Genomic DNA, 16,491 nt, shown 5'->3' with positions numbered 1-16,491 from the left:
GTGTTGCCGGCGGCCGCCTGCCGCACCTTCGGCGCCGTTGCCGCCCATGCCGCCGGTGGCAGCGCCGGTCGAACCACCCGCGCCACCGGCACCCGCCACCACACGGCCCGAATTGCCGCCGTTGCCGCCCATGTTGCCGCCGGCTTCGCCGCCCGCACCGCCGGTGCCGGCGCCGCTCATGCCGCCTGCGCCGCCCACGCCGCCGCCGGCGTTACCGCTCGAACCACCCGAACCGCCCGAACCGCCTGCGCCGCCCGAAGCACCCGAACCGCTCGATGCGTTCGATGCCAGGCCGCCCGCGCCGCCCGAACCGGCCGTTGCCGCGCCGGCCATGGCGTTGCCGGTGCTGGCGCCGCCGCTGGTAGCACGGCCGCCGGCCGAGCCCGATGCCGCCGAGCCACCGGTGCCGGTCGCACCCGAGCCGCCGTCGCCGCGTGCCGAACCGCCGTTGCCGGCCGCGCCCGCGCCGCCGGTCGAGCCGGCGCTGTTGGCGTTGCCGGTGTTGCTGGCGACGTTACCGATGTTGTTGATCTGGTTGCCCGTCACGGTGCCGTTCAGGGTGCTGTTGGCGGTGGCGCTCGAGGTGTTGAACGAGTTCGAGAAGGTCGAGGTCGCGGTGCCGCCGTTGTTGGCGGCGATGGCGCCGGCCGAGGTGGCGCGCGCACCGCCGCTGCTGTTGTTCTGGCCCGAGCTGTCGCGCGAGGACGAATCGTTGTTCTGGTTCGAATTGTCGGCCGTGCGGCTCGAGGAATCGTTGTTCTGGTTCGAGTTGTCGCGGGTCGAGGAATCGTTGCCCTGGTTCGAGTTGTCACGCGACGACATGTCGTTGTTCATGTTCGACCGGGTCGAGGCGTCGTTGCCCTGGTTCGAATTGTCGCGCGACGACTGGTCGTTGTTCATGTTCGAACGGGTCGAACCGTCGTTGCCCTGGTTGGAATTGTCACGCGACGATGCGTCGTTATACATGTTCGAACGGGTCGAAGCATCGTTACCCTGGTTCGAGTTGTCAGGCGTGTTCGTCGAGGTATTGGTCGACGAGTTGTTGCCTTGGTTCGAGTTGTCAGTGGTAACGGTACGGGTGACAGTCGAGTTGTCCGAGTTGTCGGTGGACGGGTCGGTCGTCTGGGCTTGTGCATTCAGGCCGAAAGCGAGCGACAGGGCAGTAACGAGCAAAGTCTTGTTCATGCAAATTCCCCTAGGGTGTGTGGTTGAGTTCCACTGGCGGTCGTACCAGTTGAGCCTCTTCCTATGCAAGAGCAATGCCAGCATAGTTTAGATATGCTCAAATCATTGATAGATAAGCACAATTCCACTAGGAAATGACGGAATTGCGCATGGACATTGTTGTTAGGAATTTAACGCATCGGAGGTGTAACAAAAGCGGCACAGTTGTGTAACGCCAGGCCGCGTCGAGCGCGGACACTGTGCACTTGAGTTGACGCGACAGTCCGGCCGCCAGACCGGATGAAGCGGATGAAAGCCGCATGAACGCTGGCTTGGGGCGCGGCAGGGCGCTCGCGGCGCAGATGCACGCGGTTGTGCCTGAGCAGAGCGTACCGGACAGTGCACGATGGGATGATTGTGCGCTGCGCCATTGCTGCAGAACAGATGCGAACGCCGCAACAATCTGTCAGCCAATTGTTAAATGATTTGTAGGCCCAGACTGTCGGAAGTACCGTGGGGCAATTGAAGCCCTGCCTCAATTGCCCCACGGTATAGGAAAGAACTTGTGGCCGCGCGAAGCGCAGCCGGCGTAAACCTCAGGGACGCATGCCGTGCTTGGCCAGTAGCCGGTACATGGTCGTGCGCGAGACGCCAAGGTCGCGCGCGGCGCGGCTGACGTTCTGGCCGGTGCGGTCGAGGCAGGCGCGAATCGCCAGGCGCTCGGAGCTGCAGCGCGCATCGTCGAGCACGGCTTCGATCGGCGGCGAGGGCACGACCAGGTCGAGGTCGTCCGGCTCGATCCAGCGGCCGTCGGCCATCACCATCGCGCGCCGCACGCGGTTGATCAGTTCGCGCACATTGCCCGGCCAGTCGTGCGCGGCGATGGCGGCGACCGCCTTGCTGCTGAAGCCTTTCAGGTGCGGCGACTTGTCGGCCGAATACAGGTGGAAGAAGTGTTCGGCCAGTTCGACCAGGTCTTCGCGCCGCTCGCGCAGCGCCGGCACCGTGACCGGCAACACCGACAGCCGGTAGTACAGGTCTTCACGGAAATCGCCGCGCGCCACCGCCTGCTGCAAATTCACGTGCGAAGCGGAGATGACGCGTACGTCGACGGGGATGGCGCGCGTGGCGCCGAGCCGGATGATGGTCTTGTCCTGGATGAAGCGCAGCAGGTTGGCCTGCAAGTCCTTCGGCAGGTCGCCGATCTCGTCGAGGAACAGCGTGCCGCCGTTGGCCGATTCGATCAGGCCGACTTTGTCGCGCGCCGCGCCGGTAAACGCGCCGCGCTCGTAGCCGAACAGTTCGGAGTGGATCAGGTTGGGGGCGATGGCGCCGCAATTGATCGGCACCAGCGGGCCGGTGGAGCGCAGCGACTGGCGGTGGATTGCCTGCGCCGTGAGTTCCTTGCCGCTGCCGCTTTCGCCCCAGATCAGCACCGGGGCGTCGACCTTGGCCACGCGTTCGACCTGGCTGCGCAGGCGCAGCATGGCTTCGCAGCTGCCGATCAGGGCCGAAGGCGAATTCCCGGGACGCGGACGCGGGCGGCGCAACAGCGCGTGTCCGTGGCAGTGGCCGAGCGTATGCACCAGGCGCCGCGTGTCGATCGGCACGGTGTGGTAGTCGCACAGGTAGTCGGCCACGATGTCGCGCCAGGCGGGCGCACCGATGGCCTCGGCGCGGAAGACGCCGACCCAGCGCACCGCACCATGCTCGCGCAGGAAGCGCTCGACTTCCAGAGGCGGCCGAGAACCGATCACATGCATCAGCAACCCGACCAGATAATCTTCCTGGCGCAAGACCGAGCGCGCTTCATCGATGCTGTGCACGGTGCGAATCTGCCAGTCGGGCATGTTCGCGCGCAAGACATCGACGGCGCCGAGGTCGTCGGGTGCAACACATAGCAATCGTTTCGGAACCATCCATTCTCCTCGTTCGTAAGTGCTCGCGGACAAGGCGTAGAGCCTATCCCAGTAGGGAATGAGTCGTTGCTGGCGCGCCTGACAAGCGGGTGCTACGTTGCTCGTCGTTGCGTGGCACCGCCACGCGGCCTCCTCGCGCCTTGCCCCCGCTTGCCATGCATCGCCACCAACTTCCTCCTCCCTACCGGGATAGGCTCGATGCCAGCCGGCTTCGCCAGAAAGATCTGTAACTGCGGGTAAGCATACTGCATTATGCGTGTTGTATAGGAGACAATTGGAATCGCCGTGTGTCGTTACCAACTCGACAATGTGCGGGGCTTGACGAAGACTTCTTCCTAGGGCATGCCGAGTAGATCGGCGCGGGGGTAGCCCCAGCGCGGCAGGTTGGCCGGACAGGGCTGGACAGTATTCGGGACGAGCGGCAATGTCGAAAAATTCGGCAGGCCGGGCGGGCCGAAGCGCACGTCGGTGGCGCCATCGTCACGCAGCGACGGCGCCCGCGCAAAGCGCAGCCAGGCATCGATCCGGCAATCGGCGCGCAACGCCTGCAGGCGCGCCACCGAGCCGCGTTCTTCCCAGGCCCAGGCCACGCGCGCTGTTCCCGGCGCCACGTCCACGCCGCCGATGGCGGCCGGGCAGGACGCGGCCGGCGCGATCCCCGGCGCCAGGCTCAGCACGCCGCGGCGGATGCGGTAGCCATCGGGCCCCTCGCGCGTGACGGCGATCGCGCCCCAGCACAAGGGGTTGGCCGGAAAGGCCGACAGCGGCAGGTCGAGGATGCGCGCCGCCGGATCCTGCTGGCGCAAGGAGGCGGTCAATTCGGCCCGTGCGCGCTCGGCCATCGCCCCCTGCAGCAGCACGAAGCAGGCGCTGACGGCCACCCCGGCCAGCAGGGCGCTGCGCTCGCCCAGGCGGCGCGTCAGCAGCAGCGCCAGCGACCACACCGCCGCCAATCCCAGCAAGGAACCCCACTGCAGGAAGCCGGCCACGGTGAACAGCGCCGGCACCGCCAGCAGCAATCCCAGCAGCAGGCGGCGCCAGCGGCGGCTGGCCACGTGCGCCGCCAGCGGCGTGCCCAGCGCCAGCCAGAACACCGGTTCGACGATGAACACCAGGTCTTTTAGCCCCCCAAGGCCCCAGTTACATCTGCTTGACGTCGAACTCAACAGCCTGTAGTTTCCTTGACTTTTGGTCTATATAACGTTCTGAAATGCACTATATCGTCTTCTGGCCCGGTCAACGCGAAATGGAGGAGGCTGGCTTCGGATACATTGCCGACGTCCCCGCAATATTTGACGAGGCGTGGCGATATCATCGGGACGCGTCCAGATACCTACGAGATCGGTCGAAGGGCGAAGCATTTGCGCTTGATGTTGAACTACGGACGTACCCCGCTCGGTCGTCGCTAGGTCAATACGCATATAAACTCGCGGATTTCTTGGCTTGGTGTGATTGGGTGAAGCTGCCATGGCAAGAGGTGGAATACCACCGTGACTTGGTGAGCAGATATCAGCAGCATATGCTTAAAGGAGACTGGGCCGCGAATCCTGGGCAGAAACTTGCACCAAGTACCGTAAACGGTCGGGTAGATGAGGCAGCGTGGTTTTGTAGTTGGGCTGCCCGCCGTGGAATTCGAAAGCCATTTCCGACACAGACACGAAGCACCTATCGTAAAACCGGCGGCGTTCGTTCGGACAGCCACAAGTCAATAATTACTACGTCGCGCACCGGCAAAGTTCGACCAGCCCCGATACACTTGCGTATTCCATCGCCAGTAAAGGTTGAAGAATGGCTTCGGCGGTTTGTAGTGGAGCGAGGAGGCACAAAAGCCCTTATGGCAGAATTGATCGTTCGTACAGCGATTCGTCGAGAAGAGGCTGCTCAGTGGCGCCTCGAATATCTACCGGAAGACCGAAGCAAGTGGGAAGTCACAGGGGACTACGTGTCGGTGCTCCTTAAATATGGCACAAAAGGCGAAAAGCCACGCTATATCGACCTACCCCTTCGTATGGCGGAGCAGTTAGTGCGCTATCGAGATATCACTCGGCCAAAATCTCGGCTACGATATGTGATGGCGGGTAGAAATCAAGGCGAACAAAAGCGGCGTTTTAGGGAGCAGGAAACAAGGCTATTTTTATCTGAGCATGGGGGCACCCCAATAACAGGAAAAAAACTTTATGAAGCTTGGAGCGAAGTTAGTAGCCCTCCTGTAGATCGATGGAGCCCACATTTGGGACGCCATTATTGGACCTGCAGAACATTACTGGATCGCTACGAGGAACGTTTAAAGTTGCTGGGAAACGGGTCATTCGTTGCACCGGATTGGGCTGCTGCTTTGAGTCATGATGATATCTTGACATTCATAAGGCCTCAACTAGGTCACGTCAACAAAGCTACCTGTGAAGCTTACACCGTATGGCTCGGAAAGATGATTCGGAGCGCAACCGCTAATCAGGAGTGGATAGACTCACTACAAATTAGCAGAAATTGTGAAGATAGCGAGGATACGTAATGGCGGAGCTGCTGCTCAAGAGAAAAAAAGGTGGAAATAGTCCTCCTGCAGAAGTGCTAGAAATGCACATTAAGCCTTCCTTGGTTTTTACAACGCAGCACGATACTGATCCGTATCTCGTTGACCTAACTCTATTTGCTGCCGGCATCACTGCTGACGAGATCGCTTTATCTAAAGGCGCGCGAAAACTACTACTACCATTTAATGGTCGACCGGATTTAATCAACGAGTTGCTGCCGCATCTTCATCGAATTCTTAAGTATGCTCCCTCAATAACCTGCCAAGGATGGATATCCTGTTTGAAATGGTGGTGGCGTTTTTTCGATAAATGTCAAAATCTCAGATTTGTAAGAAGTGTGGCCGATCTTGATTCCATACACTACGCCGCTTATAGAACTGATCCATGTCATCCAAATACAGCCAGTAACTTCTTTCGAATCATCAACGAAGCGAGAGAAGTATTGCAGTTACCAGCACTATTCTGGACTGCAATTTCACGCCCTTCAAAATCATCAGATTTGGTCCCGCACGAGGATGTTGCGAGGCTATATACATATTTCCAGCAAAGGTCGAAAACTATATTGATTGCTTATGAGCTCGACGAGTTGCGAGTGCCGTCGAGGCAGGATATGCATATTCTCTACGTTATGTTTCTCATTCTCACTGGCTGGAATCCGAGCGTGGTACTTAATATTGATGTAAATGAAGTAAATTCAGATGGAACAGTGGCGTGTATTGCGCCAGATATTCAAAACCCGCTTTACTCCGTAATTAGCTCGGCCAAAATACGTGCTGGCCGAACGGTACAGCAAGCTCATGGACTGAACAAGCAGCGTATCTCGTGTATTAACATTATTAAAGCATTGCATCGCCAGACTTCATCCTTGCGGTCTCGCTTGCGAGTTGAGCTTTCGCGCTTGGAAGAACAACGTGAAAAGATTTCTAGGTATGAGATCTTTGTCACCAAGCAGGACGCCGATTCTTTAAACGTCGAGATTGCCGTTCTGAGGGCAAAAATTAAGTCTCCTTGGATATATGGTGCAAAAAATGATACCGCTTCAGTTCTAAAGAACGCCGACGTCAGCGGAGGGCGTGACAGGCCAATCGACATGGCGGTCACGCATATCAACTCGCTTTTGCCGGCCGGATCTAAACCTATAACTGAAAGCATCAAACTAACTGACTTCCGAGACGCATTCATTTCTTATCGCTGGCAAAAAGGAGGCTATTCCTGGCTGGCTTCCATGATGGCTGCTGGCCACACACGCCTGGCATCGCTAAGCGCTTATCTGAATAAGCGCCAGCATCGCCAAGCGTCCCAGTTGAGCTTTGTGAAGGTCACCAACGCTACTTGGCGAACCGTCGATATATTACCCAGTGGCAGCGCGAGACATTTGCCAACGATAATTGCGGCCCATGTAAAAGGAGTCGCGGAAGATCGAGTACAGCGATGGCTTGCAGGCAAGGACCTTACAATACAAGGCGTTGGATGTTTAGACCCTAGTAATCCGCCGCGATCGGTAGCTCCAAATCATAAGTCTGGCTCTGTCTGTCGACCGCAGAGGTGCATCTTTTGCCACACCCATGCGGTGCTACTCCCTGATAGTTATATATACATTGCTAGGCGGCGCGCTGAGTTAAGCTACATACAGGCGCATATGTCCGTATTAGCTTGGATCGAATCCGACTATCCGCAGGAGCTCAGCAATGTAGAGTCCGCTCTGACGCTTTATGACGCCGCTGAGGTTACTGACCAAGTTGCCTTCTGGACAGAAGAGATTAACGCCGGTCGGCACGTTCCCATGCGGATGGAAGCAACGTATGCGTAAGCGGACGCAAACGAATACTGACAATCGGCATTCGCAGCGACAGCTTACCGAAGCTGTCCCCGAAGAATCCAGGGCGGATCGAATCCAATTTATGGAGAAAGCTGAACTACTGCGGCTGCAGAAATTTTTTCGTCTAGGTGAGACATGGGGGACGATAGTTTTCCCAGAAGAATGGCTGCGTCCTCATGAGAAAGCAGCAAGAGGTGTCTTTAATCTCATGAAGCAGTTACAAGAATCCGCGTTTACCGACGAAGATGTAGAGCTAGCATATACCACGCTCTTGAGAATGGTGTTGTTGTGCTTTTGTTCTGAATCAGGCAGCGGAATCCATCGTCCGGTGCTTCTGGACGTGAATAGTATTCGGTCCCATTTGATCACGTACTGGTGTCCGCTCGCAAGAGAAGCGCTGCGGAAGCCACCGAGTGAAAATGGCGGGCTATTTTCAAGGCTTAATACGAGCGAGTTGCTCTTTACAACTGACATTCGTAAGAGAAGGACGTTTGCTGAGTTGAGACGTTTTAAAGGGTTCACAGCCCGGAGACTTTGGTGGGAGGTCGTAGGAGAGTTGCCTTCAACTACGACGGAATCGACAAACAGGAAACCGAGGCGATCTCCGCGAAAGAAAGAGCTTGCAGATCCATACAAGCCATTACCAGACGAATTTGTGCTGGAAACAGGGAAACGTGCTCTTTGGATAATGCGGCAAATTATGCCGCAAGCATTGAACGCCTATGATCATGTTCTTAAATTAGGTAAAGGTATTCACCCTGACGAAGCAGGTAAATTGGCTCAAGCCTATTTGCGTACTTTCGATTGGGATATAACGGGCGAGATTGGGGGCGCCTTTTGCCAGATTAATCTGATTTCCAGGCGGACTCATGAGGTTCCTTGGCCGCCTCAGGATCGCCACCAATTAAAGGTCCTGTTAAAGGTGTGCCAGACTGCTTGCTATTTCATTGTCTTGCTAAGCGGCGGAGCCCGTGCAAGCGAAATTCTTTCTGCGGAAACTGACTGTCTGACGGAGTCGCGCGAAGGAGTTCCGCTTATGAACGGTAGGACTTATAAACTTGAAGCACATTTCGAGGGGGTGAAGCGCGACTGGCCAATGCCTGCAGTTGCATTGCAAGCTATTCAATACCAAATAGGGCTTGCCAAACTACTTGATCGGTCAGTTAACGACTCAGAGATCGAAAGCTTAGGTGCGAGAAGCCTATGGCGAGTATTTTCTGGCAGGGGACACGGTAACGATCTAAATATACAATACAACAAGTACCTTAGAGATTTTGTTGATCGTGTCGGTACTAGTCATCTTCTGGACGCGCAAGCATTAACCAGCCACCGATTCCGAAAGACAATCGCACGCTTGGTCGCTCTTGCATTAGTTAATGCGCCAAAAATTTTGATGGATATATTTGGGCACAGAGACATCGAGATGACTATGCATTATATTTTGGCCGATAAAAGTTTGCGTGCAGAGATTGTCATGATCCAAAAAGAGCTGCTTGTCATGCATGTAGAGAAGGCGATTCAAAACGCTGATGAGAACGGCGGTCGCGCAGCCAAAAAGATAAAGGCTGAGGTCGACCAGATCAAGTTTGTTCGAGCTCGCGAGGATCTTGAGACTGACGATGTACATGAGCTCGTTTTAAGGATGACATCAGTCGGAAGGGAATGGACAGTCGTTGCTGCTGGAGTTTTATGTACGAAAATGCGGGATCAAATTGGCCCTTGCGCAAAAGGGCGTAGTACCCCCAATCCGTCAAAGTGTAGCAGTGCATGTGATCATCGCTTGGAAGACGCGGATCTGATCGTACAGGTTGACGGGTTAATAGAATACATTGTCAAGAACATCCAAGCAGCACAAGCTCAGAATAATTTGCTTACAACTGAAGCGTTTGAAGGACAGTTAATGGCTAACGTTGGAAGATTTGATGCTCTACACAGAAAGTGGTCAGTACATCCGACTGTTGCGCCGATTCTAGCGCGTCATTTAGAGGAGACTGAACTTGACTGCTGAGAGAAATGGTCTCAACGAAGCTTTGCGCACGAGTGCGGCTGCGGCCGCAAAGGCGCGGAGCAAAGCCGTTGAGGAGAAGATCCGTGCCGCAATGACATTGATTGATGACGAAATTAAGGCGAACGGAAAAAATTATCCTGGTGTTAAACTGACCCAAAGGGGGCTTTGCCGTCGGGCAGGGGTTCACTATCAAACACTACAGCAACTGATTCACAAGGACTCATTAAAGCGCGATGTTGACAGCTGGCTAAATAGCAAGAACCCGGCAAAGGCGGTTCAGAATACACGAAAAGAAATCGCCGACCGCGCTGAGCATTGGAAAGAACAACATCAGATGGTTACTACACAAATATGCATCTATGAGGCGGAAATCGCCGAGAGAGACACGAGAATTGCCAACCTTGAGCAAGAAATTTCTATACTGAGAGAACAAAACGCTGCTCTCCAAAAAGCGGGGGTTTCCCGGCTAAATCCTGTACGTAAAGAAACCGGCTAGTATGGCTCGTCCGTCTGTGATACGCATATCCGAGACATCCTTGAAGCTAGGCTTGAGGCGAGGGAGGCAGAGTATCTTGCTTTGGAAGCGGCGAATCGTGAGCCAGCACTGCCGTATACACGATTATAAGATTAACGTCTCTGCGGTAGCAAAAACTATTGGCCTAAAGGCTACTCAGCGCCGTATCACTACCTGTGTAATAGCTGCTCTACCGATCGGTCGTTTTTGCTGTTGTGAATGACCGCCTTGGTCAAATTCCTGAGTCGGCCGTGCTGCATATTGAGCGAATTTCTGTTGCGACAAGTTTGCAGAGCTGTTCGCGCTCATGTTCGGTGTCGGGAAGGTATGCTAGAGCTAGCAGTGACACGGGGTGGATCCCGATCACTGAAGCTAGCTCTTCGAGCTTGGAGATCGTGGGCGACTTCATGCCACGCTCTAAGCTACTGAGATAGGTGCGGCTCGACACTATCGAGAAATCCTCCTGAGTTAGCCCCCGACTCTTTCTTGCCAACTGCAATCTAGCGCCGAAGCGTCCAAGTAAGAAACTCATAAATCGTCCTGTTGAAAAGGAACGATGTACTCACGCCGCGCACTTTAGGGCTACAATCTATAGTGTTCATTTCAGTTGCGGAGTTTGCTTTGTTAACAACACAAAAGGAGCACTACCTACCTGGGTATCCGTTCTCCTCGGGGGCGGGCGTGCAGACGTGGCGTGCCGTAACACTCCATTTTGGTATGCCTTATGTTTTTGTCAATTATGGGCTGAAGCAGGGGCGGGCCTGGATGTCGCAGACGACAATCTTCTGGCGCCATGAGGATGTGCTGACGTTCTGTCAGCAGGTGAACAAGGACAAAAAGCGTAAGCTTTTAGAAGTATTTATGCTCTTGCCTGCAGCCCAGGATCTCGCGCATCAATGGTGTGTCGTACCGATCAAGGAAATCTACGTGAGCCAAATCGAAGATGGGGAGATCGATTTTCCTCTCTACGTCACAACCGAAGATGAGGTCGTTGGAGGGCTCAGCTTCGGGGCCGTTAGCGATGGTGTTGCGTCGAACGACTATCGGATGTTGCCGCGAGTGTTTCCTGACAATGCCAACAATACCAACACCGGCAAAAAGACACGCTGACGACGACACTTTTCGACATGCTTGCGCGCACCGGCTTTTGCTTCGCGAACGCTCTGCAAAGTGGGCTGTTACTCACCGGTGAGCTGGGCGGCACGTACGAGAGGTGTGGACGTACAACCGTCGTTTCAGCTCGGCAAGCGGGCATACAATTGATGAGTTAGATTATTGATGGTCTCAAACGTGCGCCGAGATGCATTAGAAAGTTTGCCTGCGGTGTTCCACGTGGCCGATCTGACGCTCAGGCTCGGCTGGAAGCCGCGGCTCGCTCAAGAGCAGCTGTATCGTTGGAGACGCCAAGGACTCGTATGCGGCTTGGGCGGGCAAAGCGGAGTCTACGCGAACCTGATCGTTTCCAGATACCCAGACTGGGAGATGGGGCTTCATATGGTGATGCCGACAGCGGTAGTTTCTGGCCTCGAGGTTCTTCGCCGTGCAGGCTGGATAACGCAAATTCCCTACTTAATAACTGTTACTGTCAGCGCAGCGAACCGGGTATGCCCAATGGATAGATTCGAAGTCAACATAGAAGGGCCTGAGTGGTTTGACGTGGTGGCAGCAGGTATCCGAAGCGGCGAGGGGGTGGCTCTACCGTCGCTCGCGCCTGCATGGGCGCTTGCCGACCTGGTACGGCGAGAGGGATGGTGCGACTGTGGCGTTGGGCCCGACGACATTTATTGGGATTTAGTAAGTATCAGCGACGAGCGCGACTGGGCAGATGCCAACGCGGCTTTGGGCTTGGGCAAGCTGCCGATGAATCCGGGCTAGTGCTGTTCCGGTTTGCGCCAAAGGAACCTCGCCCTCGAAGCACGCGTCCGATATAACGATAGTCGGCCCGAAGTGATGAGTATCAATTACTGTCTACATCTCGCAATTTTTGAGGAAGCTAAATGCGTTTGCTGGTTTTGTCTGATCTTCATCTTGAGGTGTGGCGGGACTTCGCCCCGCGGTTCGACACTGGGGTTAGCCGGCCGGACGTCGTGGTGTTAGCCGGAGACATCCACACAAAGGCGCGCGCCCCTGCTTGGGCAGCCCAGGCCTTCCCAGACACCCCGGTACTATATGTCTCCGGCAATCACGAGTTTTACGGCGAAACCCTTGATCATATGGGAGACGCTATACGTGTTGAGTGCGACAAGTATTCCAATGTGCATTACCTCGACTGTGACGAGTACGTGCTGCAAGGGGTACGTTTCTTGGGTGTGACACTGTGGACTGACTTTTTACTGTTCGGTCCGGACCGCAGAAGCGATGTCATGGTCGATGCCGGCAACGTGATGAACGACTATCAACGGATTCGTGTAGCTTCAGCGGGTTATCGCAAGTTACGGCCACTGGACACCGTACAGCTGCATGCTGAGCAAAGGTCATGGCTCGAGGGAAAGCTAAGAGAACCCCACCCAGGCCCGACAGTGGTGATTACACATATGGCGCCGTCGAGGCAATCTGTTGCGCCTGAATATGCTTCAGATCCGGTTTCGGGTGCATTTGCGTCAGACCTGGATGAGCTCGTGCGTCTGGCAACTTTCTGGATTCACGGGCATACCCACTCCAGCTTTGATTATTCTGTAGGTCTATGCAGAGTCGTGGCCAACCCTTTAGGCTATATGATGAGAGGCGGCCATGCCGAAAATGCTGACTTCGACCCGAACTTCATTGTGGAGTTAAGCAGGTAAAAGATGCGCTCTCTGCCTGGTGGCGGACCTTCCGCGAAGGCAGAGCGTCAGCAGGGGAGCTTCGCCGGCTTACTCACTGTTTTCCCGTAGCGGACGAACCCGGCGCTATCGCGGGAAACATCCATTTGGAGAGATGCTGACTGCCGTAGAAATGCTTCCCAAATCATGCTAAATGATGGTCTATATGAAATTATTTGACTTTATTTGCGTTCCAATAAAGAGGGATAAAGCCTGCGCTCAGTACCAAATGCGGCCGAGCGGCCACCAGGCAGTCTTATTCTTGGCTACAGTTTCGGCGTGGCGAGCGTCGTCCGACGAATGCAGGTAGGTGTTGGTCGTACTGATAGACTTCTGTCCGAGGTTATCGCGAACGTGTCGCAGGTCGACATCGTTGCTGGCCATATAGGAACCGGCGGTATGCCGTAGCCAGTGGACTGACGCTTGGGGCATACGTGCCGCTGTGGACGTATGCTCCGGACCGCATTGACTGAGCCAATCTGCGGTTTTGGCAAAAATCATCTTGAAAATCTCATGGACTCCGCCGGGGGACATGGACCGCGTTTCCCCCGATTGGTAACAGTAGCGGAGTCAACTCGCCGGGGATCGAATACGGCGGGTAACTCAGCTGGCGTCAGTAGCGCGCCGATTCGACCATCAGTGCATCGGTCGCGGGAACGATTCGCAATTTTTCGCCTTTGCCTAGCACCTCCAGCCATCATCGTTCTTCCCATCTCGGTCGGACCGCCACGAAAAACCTCCCGTGGTGTTCATTGCCGGATTGATAACCGAAGAAAACCTATAAGGATAAGCAAGCAACATTGTTATAATGCAATCAATTCGGCCCGAGTACGTTTCGGGCCCGCCACGATAGGGAGTGCAGATGAGTCAGTACCTGTTGAGCTTTGCTAAGGAGAACCTGGCCGGGAAGTCAGACGCCTATCTCGCACTTCTTTGGTGTATGTACAAGGGGATGCAGGACAAAGGAAGGTATTCCGATCACATCAAACTCCACTTAACCTCAGCCAACAACGAGCTACTCACGACCAACTATCAGCGCTACGCCGGGCGGTTCAAAAGAATTCTAGATGCTCGGCCAGAGCTAGGCTGGGTTGCCCCGTCTGGACTCAGGCCATTGGCTACGCTGCAAGTGAGGAACTTCCGTGGCTTCGGCGCATTTGGCCCCGAAGACAAAGGGACGCTACTGCGGTTTAGTAAGATCAAGAATATCTTTTACGCACCTAACGGCGGGGGCAAGTCCTCCTTATGCGAAGCGCTGGAGTACGCCACCACAGGCCATATCAAGGAGGCCGACCGCCGTAAGACCAAGGTCAAGCAATACATTGCAAGGGGCACAGGTAAGGTCGAGCTGAACCTGATGGGTACGGACCGCAACCGCGTACCTGCCAGCCTGACCTGGTCATGCTGCTTCATCGATCGTAACCGGCTGCAGGAATTTTCTTTGCTAGGCTCGAAGGACACCGGGAGCGCGGAACAGGATGTGATTGCTACTTTGTTCGGGCTGGAAGAATTTCAGGAGGTGATTTCGCGGTTCGTGAAGCCCGAGAACTTCGACCTCACATCCTATCGGCAACCCAGCCAAATCGAGGCCGTGCGCACTCTCGACACCACCAGGGCGGAGCTCTGGGAGCGGCGGCGGCGCCACCGCTATAACGTTTCCTCCGTCGACGACGAGGTATGTACACGCCTGGGCTTGCGCATCAATCAACAATTCGCCGTGCGTGCCCGGCACGCCCGTTTGGCAAGACTAGCCGAACTCAAACTGCGTAAGGCAGAACGGCTGAAGGTCGCGCAAATGCCGTTTGCTGCTCAGATGAAGCACGTCCTCGGTGCTGTGCGGATTGCTCGTCGCTTACTCGCTCGAAAATCCAAAATCGACGCGGCGTTCCTGAAAAACCTAGTCGCCGTCAATTACCGCGCGGTCTTTGAGGCGTTGCAGGTGATCGAGCACGCGGGGGCGAGCGAACACTGTCCCGCCTGTTCGACCCCGTTGGCTCGTGTGGTTGACAATCCGTTTGATAAGGCTCGGCGCGAGCTGGCAACATTAGGCGTGCTCGACCAGCTCAGGACTTCACAGGAGCGAGTCGAGGGGGGCGTAATTCAGCTGGCCGTAGCCATCGGCACGGCCATCACGGCGATCGACAGCAACGCGCGACTGGGCGCGCCGTGTGCCTTAATGTTGGAGGGCGTTCGGTCCAAACTGACAAATTTCCATTCCGCGACAGACAGGGCCGGGGCAGCGACGCAGGTTCTTACCACGTTCACCGAACTGCTGGCTGATGATGAGGCAGGGGTTGAGGCTTACCTCGAAATCTGCAAAAAGAAGCAAAATGAGATAGCGCAGGTGGGTGTCCAGGTGAAGCGCCTCGAGCAAGAAGCCGAACAACTCAAGCAAGCGGCCGAGGTGCTCAGAGGGCTCTTCGATGAAAAGAAGTCGTCACTGGCCTCACTAAAAGAAATCAGCCGACAGCTAGCCGAGCTAACGCGGCAGCGCGCCGGCCTGCAAGGTAACGATACCGACAATGCGCGGCTCAACGCATTCATCGACCAGTTGCAGCTGGAGTATGGAAACCTCTACCGCGATCTGTTGCGGTATAAGTTCACCTTGGAAAAAGCGCGAATCGCCGGCATCGAAGGCAAGGCGGCCGAATACTATAAGGCGATCAATCATCATGACGATGTCCATGAACGCATTGATGCGCTAAGTTTCGAGAAAACGGGTCAAACCTATCGCATCAAGATTTTGAACGCTGATGGGAGTTCACTGGACGCCTTCTCGGTACTGAGTGAGGGGCACTTGCGGGCACTTGGGCTTTCCTTGCTGTTGGCGATGGCAGAGAAGAACAAATTTCCATTGATTGTGTTTGACGACGTCGTCAACGCGATCGACAGCGACCACCGGTCCAATATCATCGACCTGTTCTTTGCTGATCCGTACTTGCGTCGGGTACAGATGATTATCACGACGCATGATCGCCTATTCTGGGAGCGATTCTGCATTATCGCCGATCGAAATCCGCAGTCTGACCAGCACAGTAGCTGCGTTCTCAGCTACACGAACCAAGGCATCGTCGTGGTGGACCACGCGGGTGGGTTCCAAGAGAAAATCCATCGGGCTTTGGGCGTGTATGATATTCGACAGGCCTTGATCTATTGTCGCATCTGGTTCGAGTCGATGGTCCTAGAGTATTGCTTGGACAACTCAGTTTCTGTGACGGCGCGGTTCACAAAAACTGCGTTAAAAAAGAGCATATACCTGCAACTCAGCCTGGAAAAGACGTTCGCGCTAGTCGAGCCACATATCGCCTATGACCGCGCTCACTTTGACTTCATAAAACAAGATTTGGTGAATTGGGGCGGCCAAAACCAGGAGCACCATGCTTTTGACGAAGGAAGTCTGAATTTTGTTCACTCCAAGACGAGCAAGGAAATCGTCAAGATTTACGATGCGATTCGCCTGTTCGAATGTCAGCTTTTCACGCAAAAGAAGCAACTGTCCTGCAATAACTTGCTCGCAGATCTGAGGCAGAAGATTGCTGCCTGCGCGATCAAAATCGCGCAGATGAGTAAAGCGCCAGTTGAGGCCCAGCAGGCCCAACAGCAACGCTTGGCAGCGCTTCAAAAGCGTGAGGAGGAAGTCAACGAGGAACTGGCTTATGTCGGGGAGTGTCTGGTCGCACAAGCAGCACAGGCCAGCATTGGCTAACCCATGCAACGTGGCCCCGACTTGCTGCA

Annotated in this window: 11 protein-coding genes and 1 pseudogene; 7 read left to right on the top strand and 5 right to left on the bottom strand. The window is 55.4% G+C overall.

The annotated features are described in order from the left end of the window. The 3 genes and pseudogenes from AC56LG_RS19435 to AC56LG_RS19425 all read right to left on the bottom strand — a co-directional run. A pseudogene (locus AC56LG_RS19435) lies at positions 1-1,185 on the bottom strand (hypothetical protein); the annotation flags it as partial. Positions 1,186-1,760: 575 nt separating this feature from the next. Next, positions 1,761-3,083 (bottom strand): sigma-54 dependent transcriptional regulator, encoded by a 1,323-nt coding sequence (locus tag AC56LG_RS19430; RefSeq protein WP_497167707.1) that lies wholly within the window; start codon positions 3,081-3,083, stop codon positions 1,761-1,763. A 335-nt stretch (positions 3,084-3,418) separates the two neighbouring features. After that, positions 3,419-4,195 carry a hypothetical protein gene (locus AC56LG_RS19425; RefSeq protein ID WP_497167706.1) on the bottom strand — a complete coding sequence of 259 codons (777 nt, stop codon included), beginning with the start codon at positions 4,193-4,195 and terminating at the stop codon, positions 3,419-3,421. A gap of 722 nt (positions 4,196-4,917) precedes the next feature. On the opposite strand from AC56LG_RS19425, the gene AC56LG_RS19420 reads away from it, so the two are divergent. From AC56LG_RS19420 to AC56LG_RS19405, 4 genes are all read left to right on the top strand, one after another. Further along, the gene (locus AC56LG_RS19420; RefSeq protein ID WP_497167705.1) at positions 4,918-5,595 is read left to right on the top strand and encodes a site-specific integrase; all 678 of its coding nucleotides are present in this window, start codon (positions 4,918-4,920) and stop codon (positions 5,593-5,595) included. Then, positions 5,595-7,424 carry a hypothetical protein gene (locus AC56LG_RS19415; RefSeq protein ID WP_497167704.1) on the top strand — a complete coding sequence of 610 codons (1,830 nt, stop codon included), beginning with the start codon at positions 5,595-5,597 and terminating at the stop codon, positions 7,422-7,424. Before AC56LG_RS19420 ends, AC56LG_RS19415 begins: the two co-directional genes overlap by 1 nt. Before the next feature lie 91 nt (positions 7,425-7,515). Further along, positions 7,516-9,441 carry a tyrosine-type recombinase/integrase gene (locus AC56LG_RS19410; protein WP_497167703.1) on the top strand — a complete coding sequence of 642 codons (1,926 nt, stop codon included), beginning with the start codon at positions 7,516-7,518 and terminating at the stop codon, positions 9,439-9,441. Continuing rightward, complete coding sequence (locus AC56LG_RS19405; protein ID WP_497167702.1) at positions 9,431-9,937, top strand: hypothetical protein; 507 nt, start codon at positions 9,431-9,433, stop codon at positions 9,935-9,937. Before AC56LG_RS19410 ends, AC56LG_RS19405 begins: the two co-directional genes overlap by 11 nt. A gap of 250 nt (positions 9,938-10,187) precedes the next feature. Here AC56LG_RS19405 and AC56LG_RS19400 read toward each other — a convergent pair whose 3' ends face one another. After that, complete coding sequence (locus AC56LG_RS19400; RefSeq protein WP_497167701.1) at positions 10,188-10,487, bottom strand: helix-turn-helix domain-containing protein; 300 nt, start codon at positions 10,485-10,487, stop codon at positions 10,188-10,190. A 62-nt stretch (positions 10,488-10,549) separates the two neighbouring features. Between AC56LG_RS19400 and AC56LG_RS19395 the strand changes: the two genes are divergently transcribed. Both AC56LG_RS19395 and AC56LG_RS19390 read left to right on the top strand, forming a co-directional pair. Beyond that, positions 10,550-11,065 (top strand): hypothetical protein, encoded by a 516-nt coding sequence (locus tag AC56LG_RS19395; protein ID WP_497167700.1) that lies wholly within the window; start codon positions 10,550-10,552, stop codon positions 11,063-11,065. Positions 11,066-11,952: 887 nt separating this feature from the next. Next, on the top strand, positions 11,953-12,738 hold the full coding sequence (locus AC56LG_RS19390; protein ID WP_497167699.1) for a metallophosphoesterase: 786 nt from the start codon (positions 11,953-11,955) through the stop codon (positions 12,736-12,738). 237 nt (positions 12,739-12,975) lie between these two features. Here AC56LG_RS19390 and AC56LG_RS19385 read toward each other — a convergent pair whose 3' ends face one another. Next, complete coding sequence (locus AC56LG_RS19385; protein ID WP_497167716.1) at positions 12,976-13,188, bottom strand: tyrosine-type recombinase/integrase; 213 nt, start codon at positions 13,186-13,188, stop codon at positions 12,976-12,978. Between the two features lie 430 nt (positions 13,189-13,618). Between AC56LG_RS19385 and AC56LG_RS19380 the strand changes: the two genes are divergently transcribed. Then, positions 13,619-16,462, top strand: coding sequence for an AAA family ATPase (locus AC56LG_RS19380; protein ID WP_497167698.1), 2,844 nt, complete (start codon positions 13,619-13,621; stop codon positions 16,460-16,462). Positions 16,463-16,491 lie beyond the last annotated feature (29 nt).

This window comes from Telluria sp. ZB2R32, assembly GCF_059685715.1.
The sequence above is the reverse complement of the archived record's forward strand: the minus strand, read 5'-3'. Positions and strand labels throughout refer to the sequence as shown.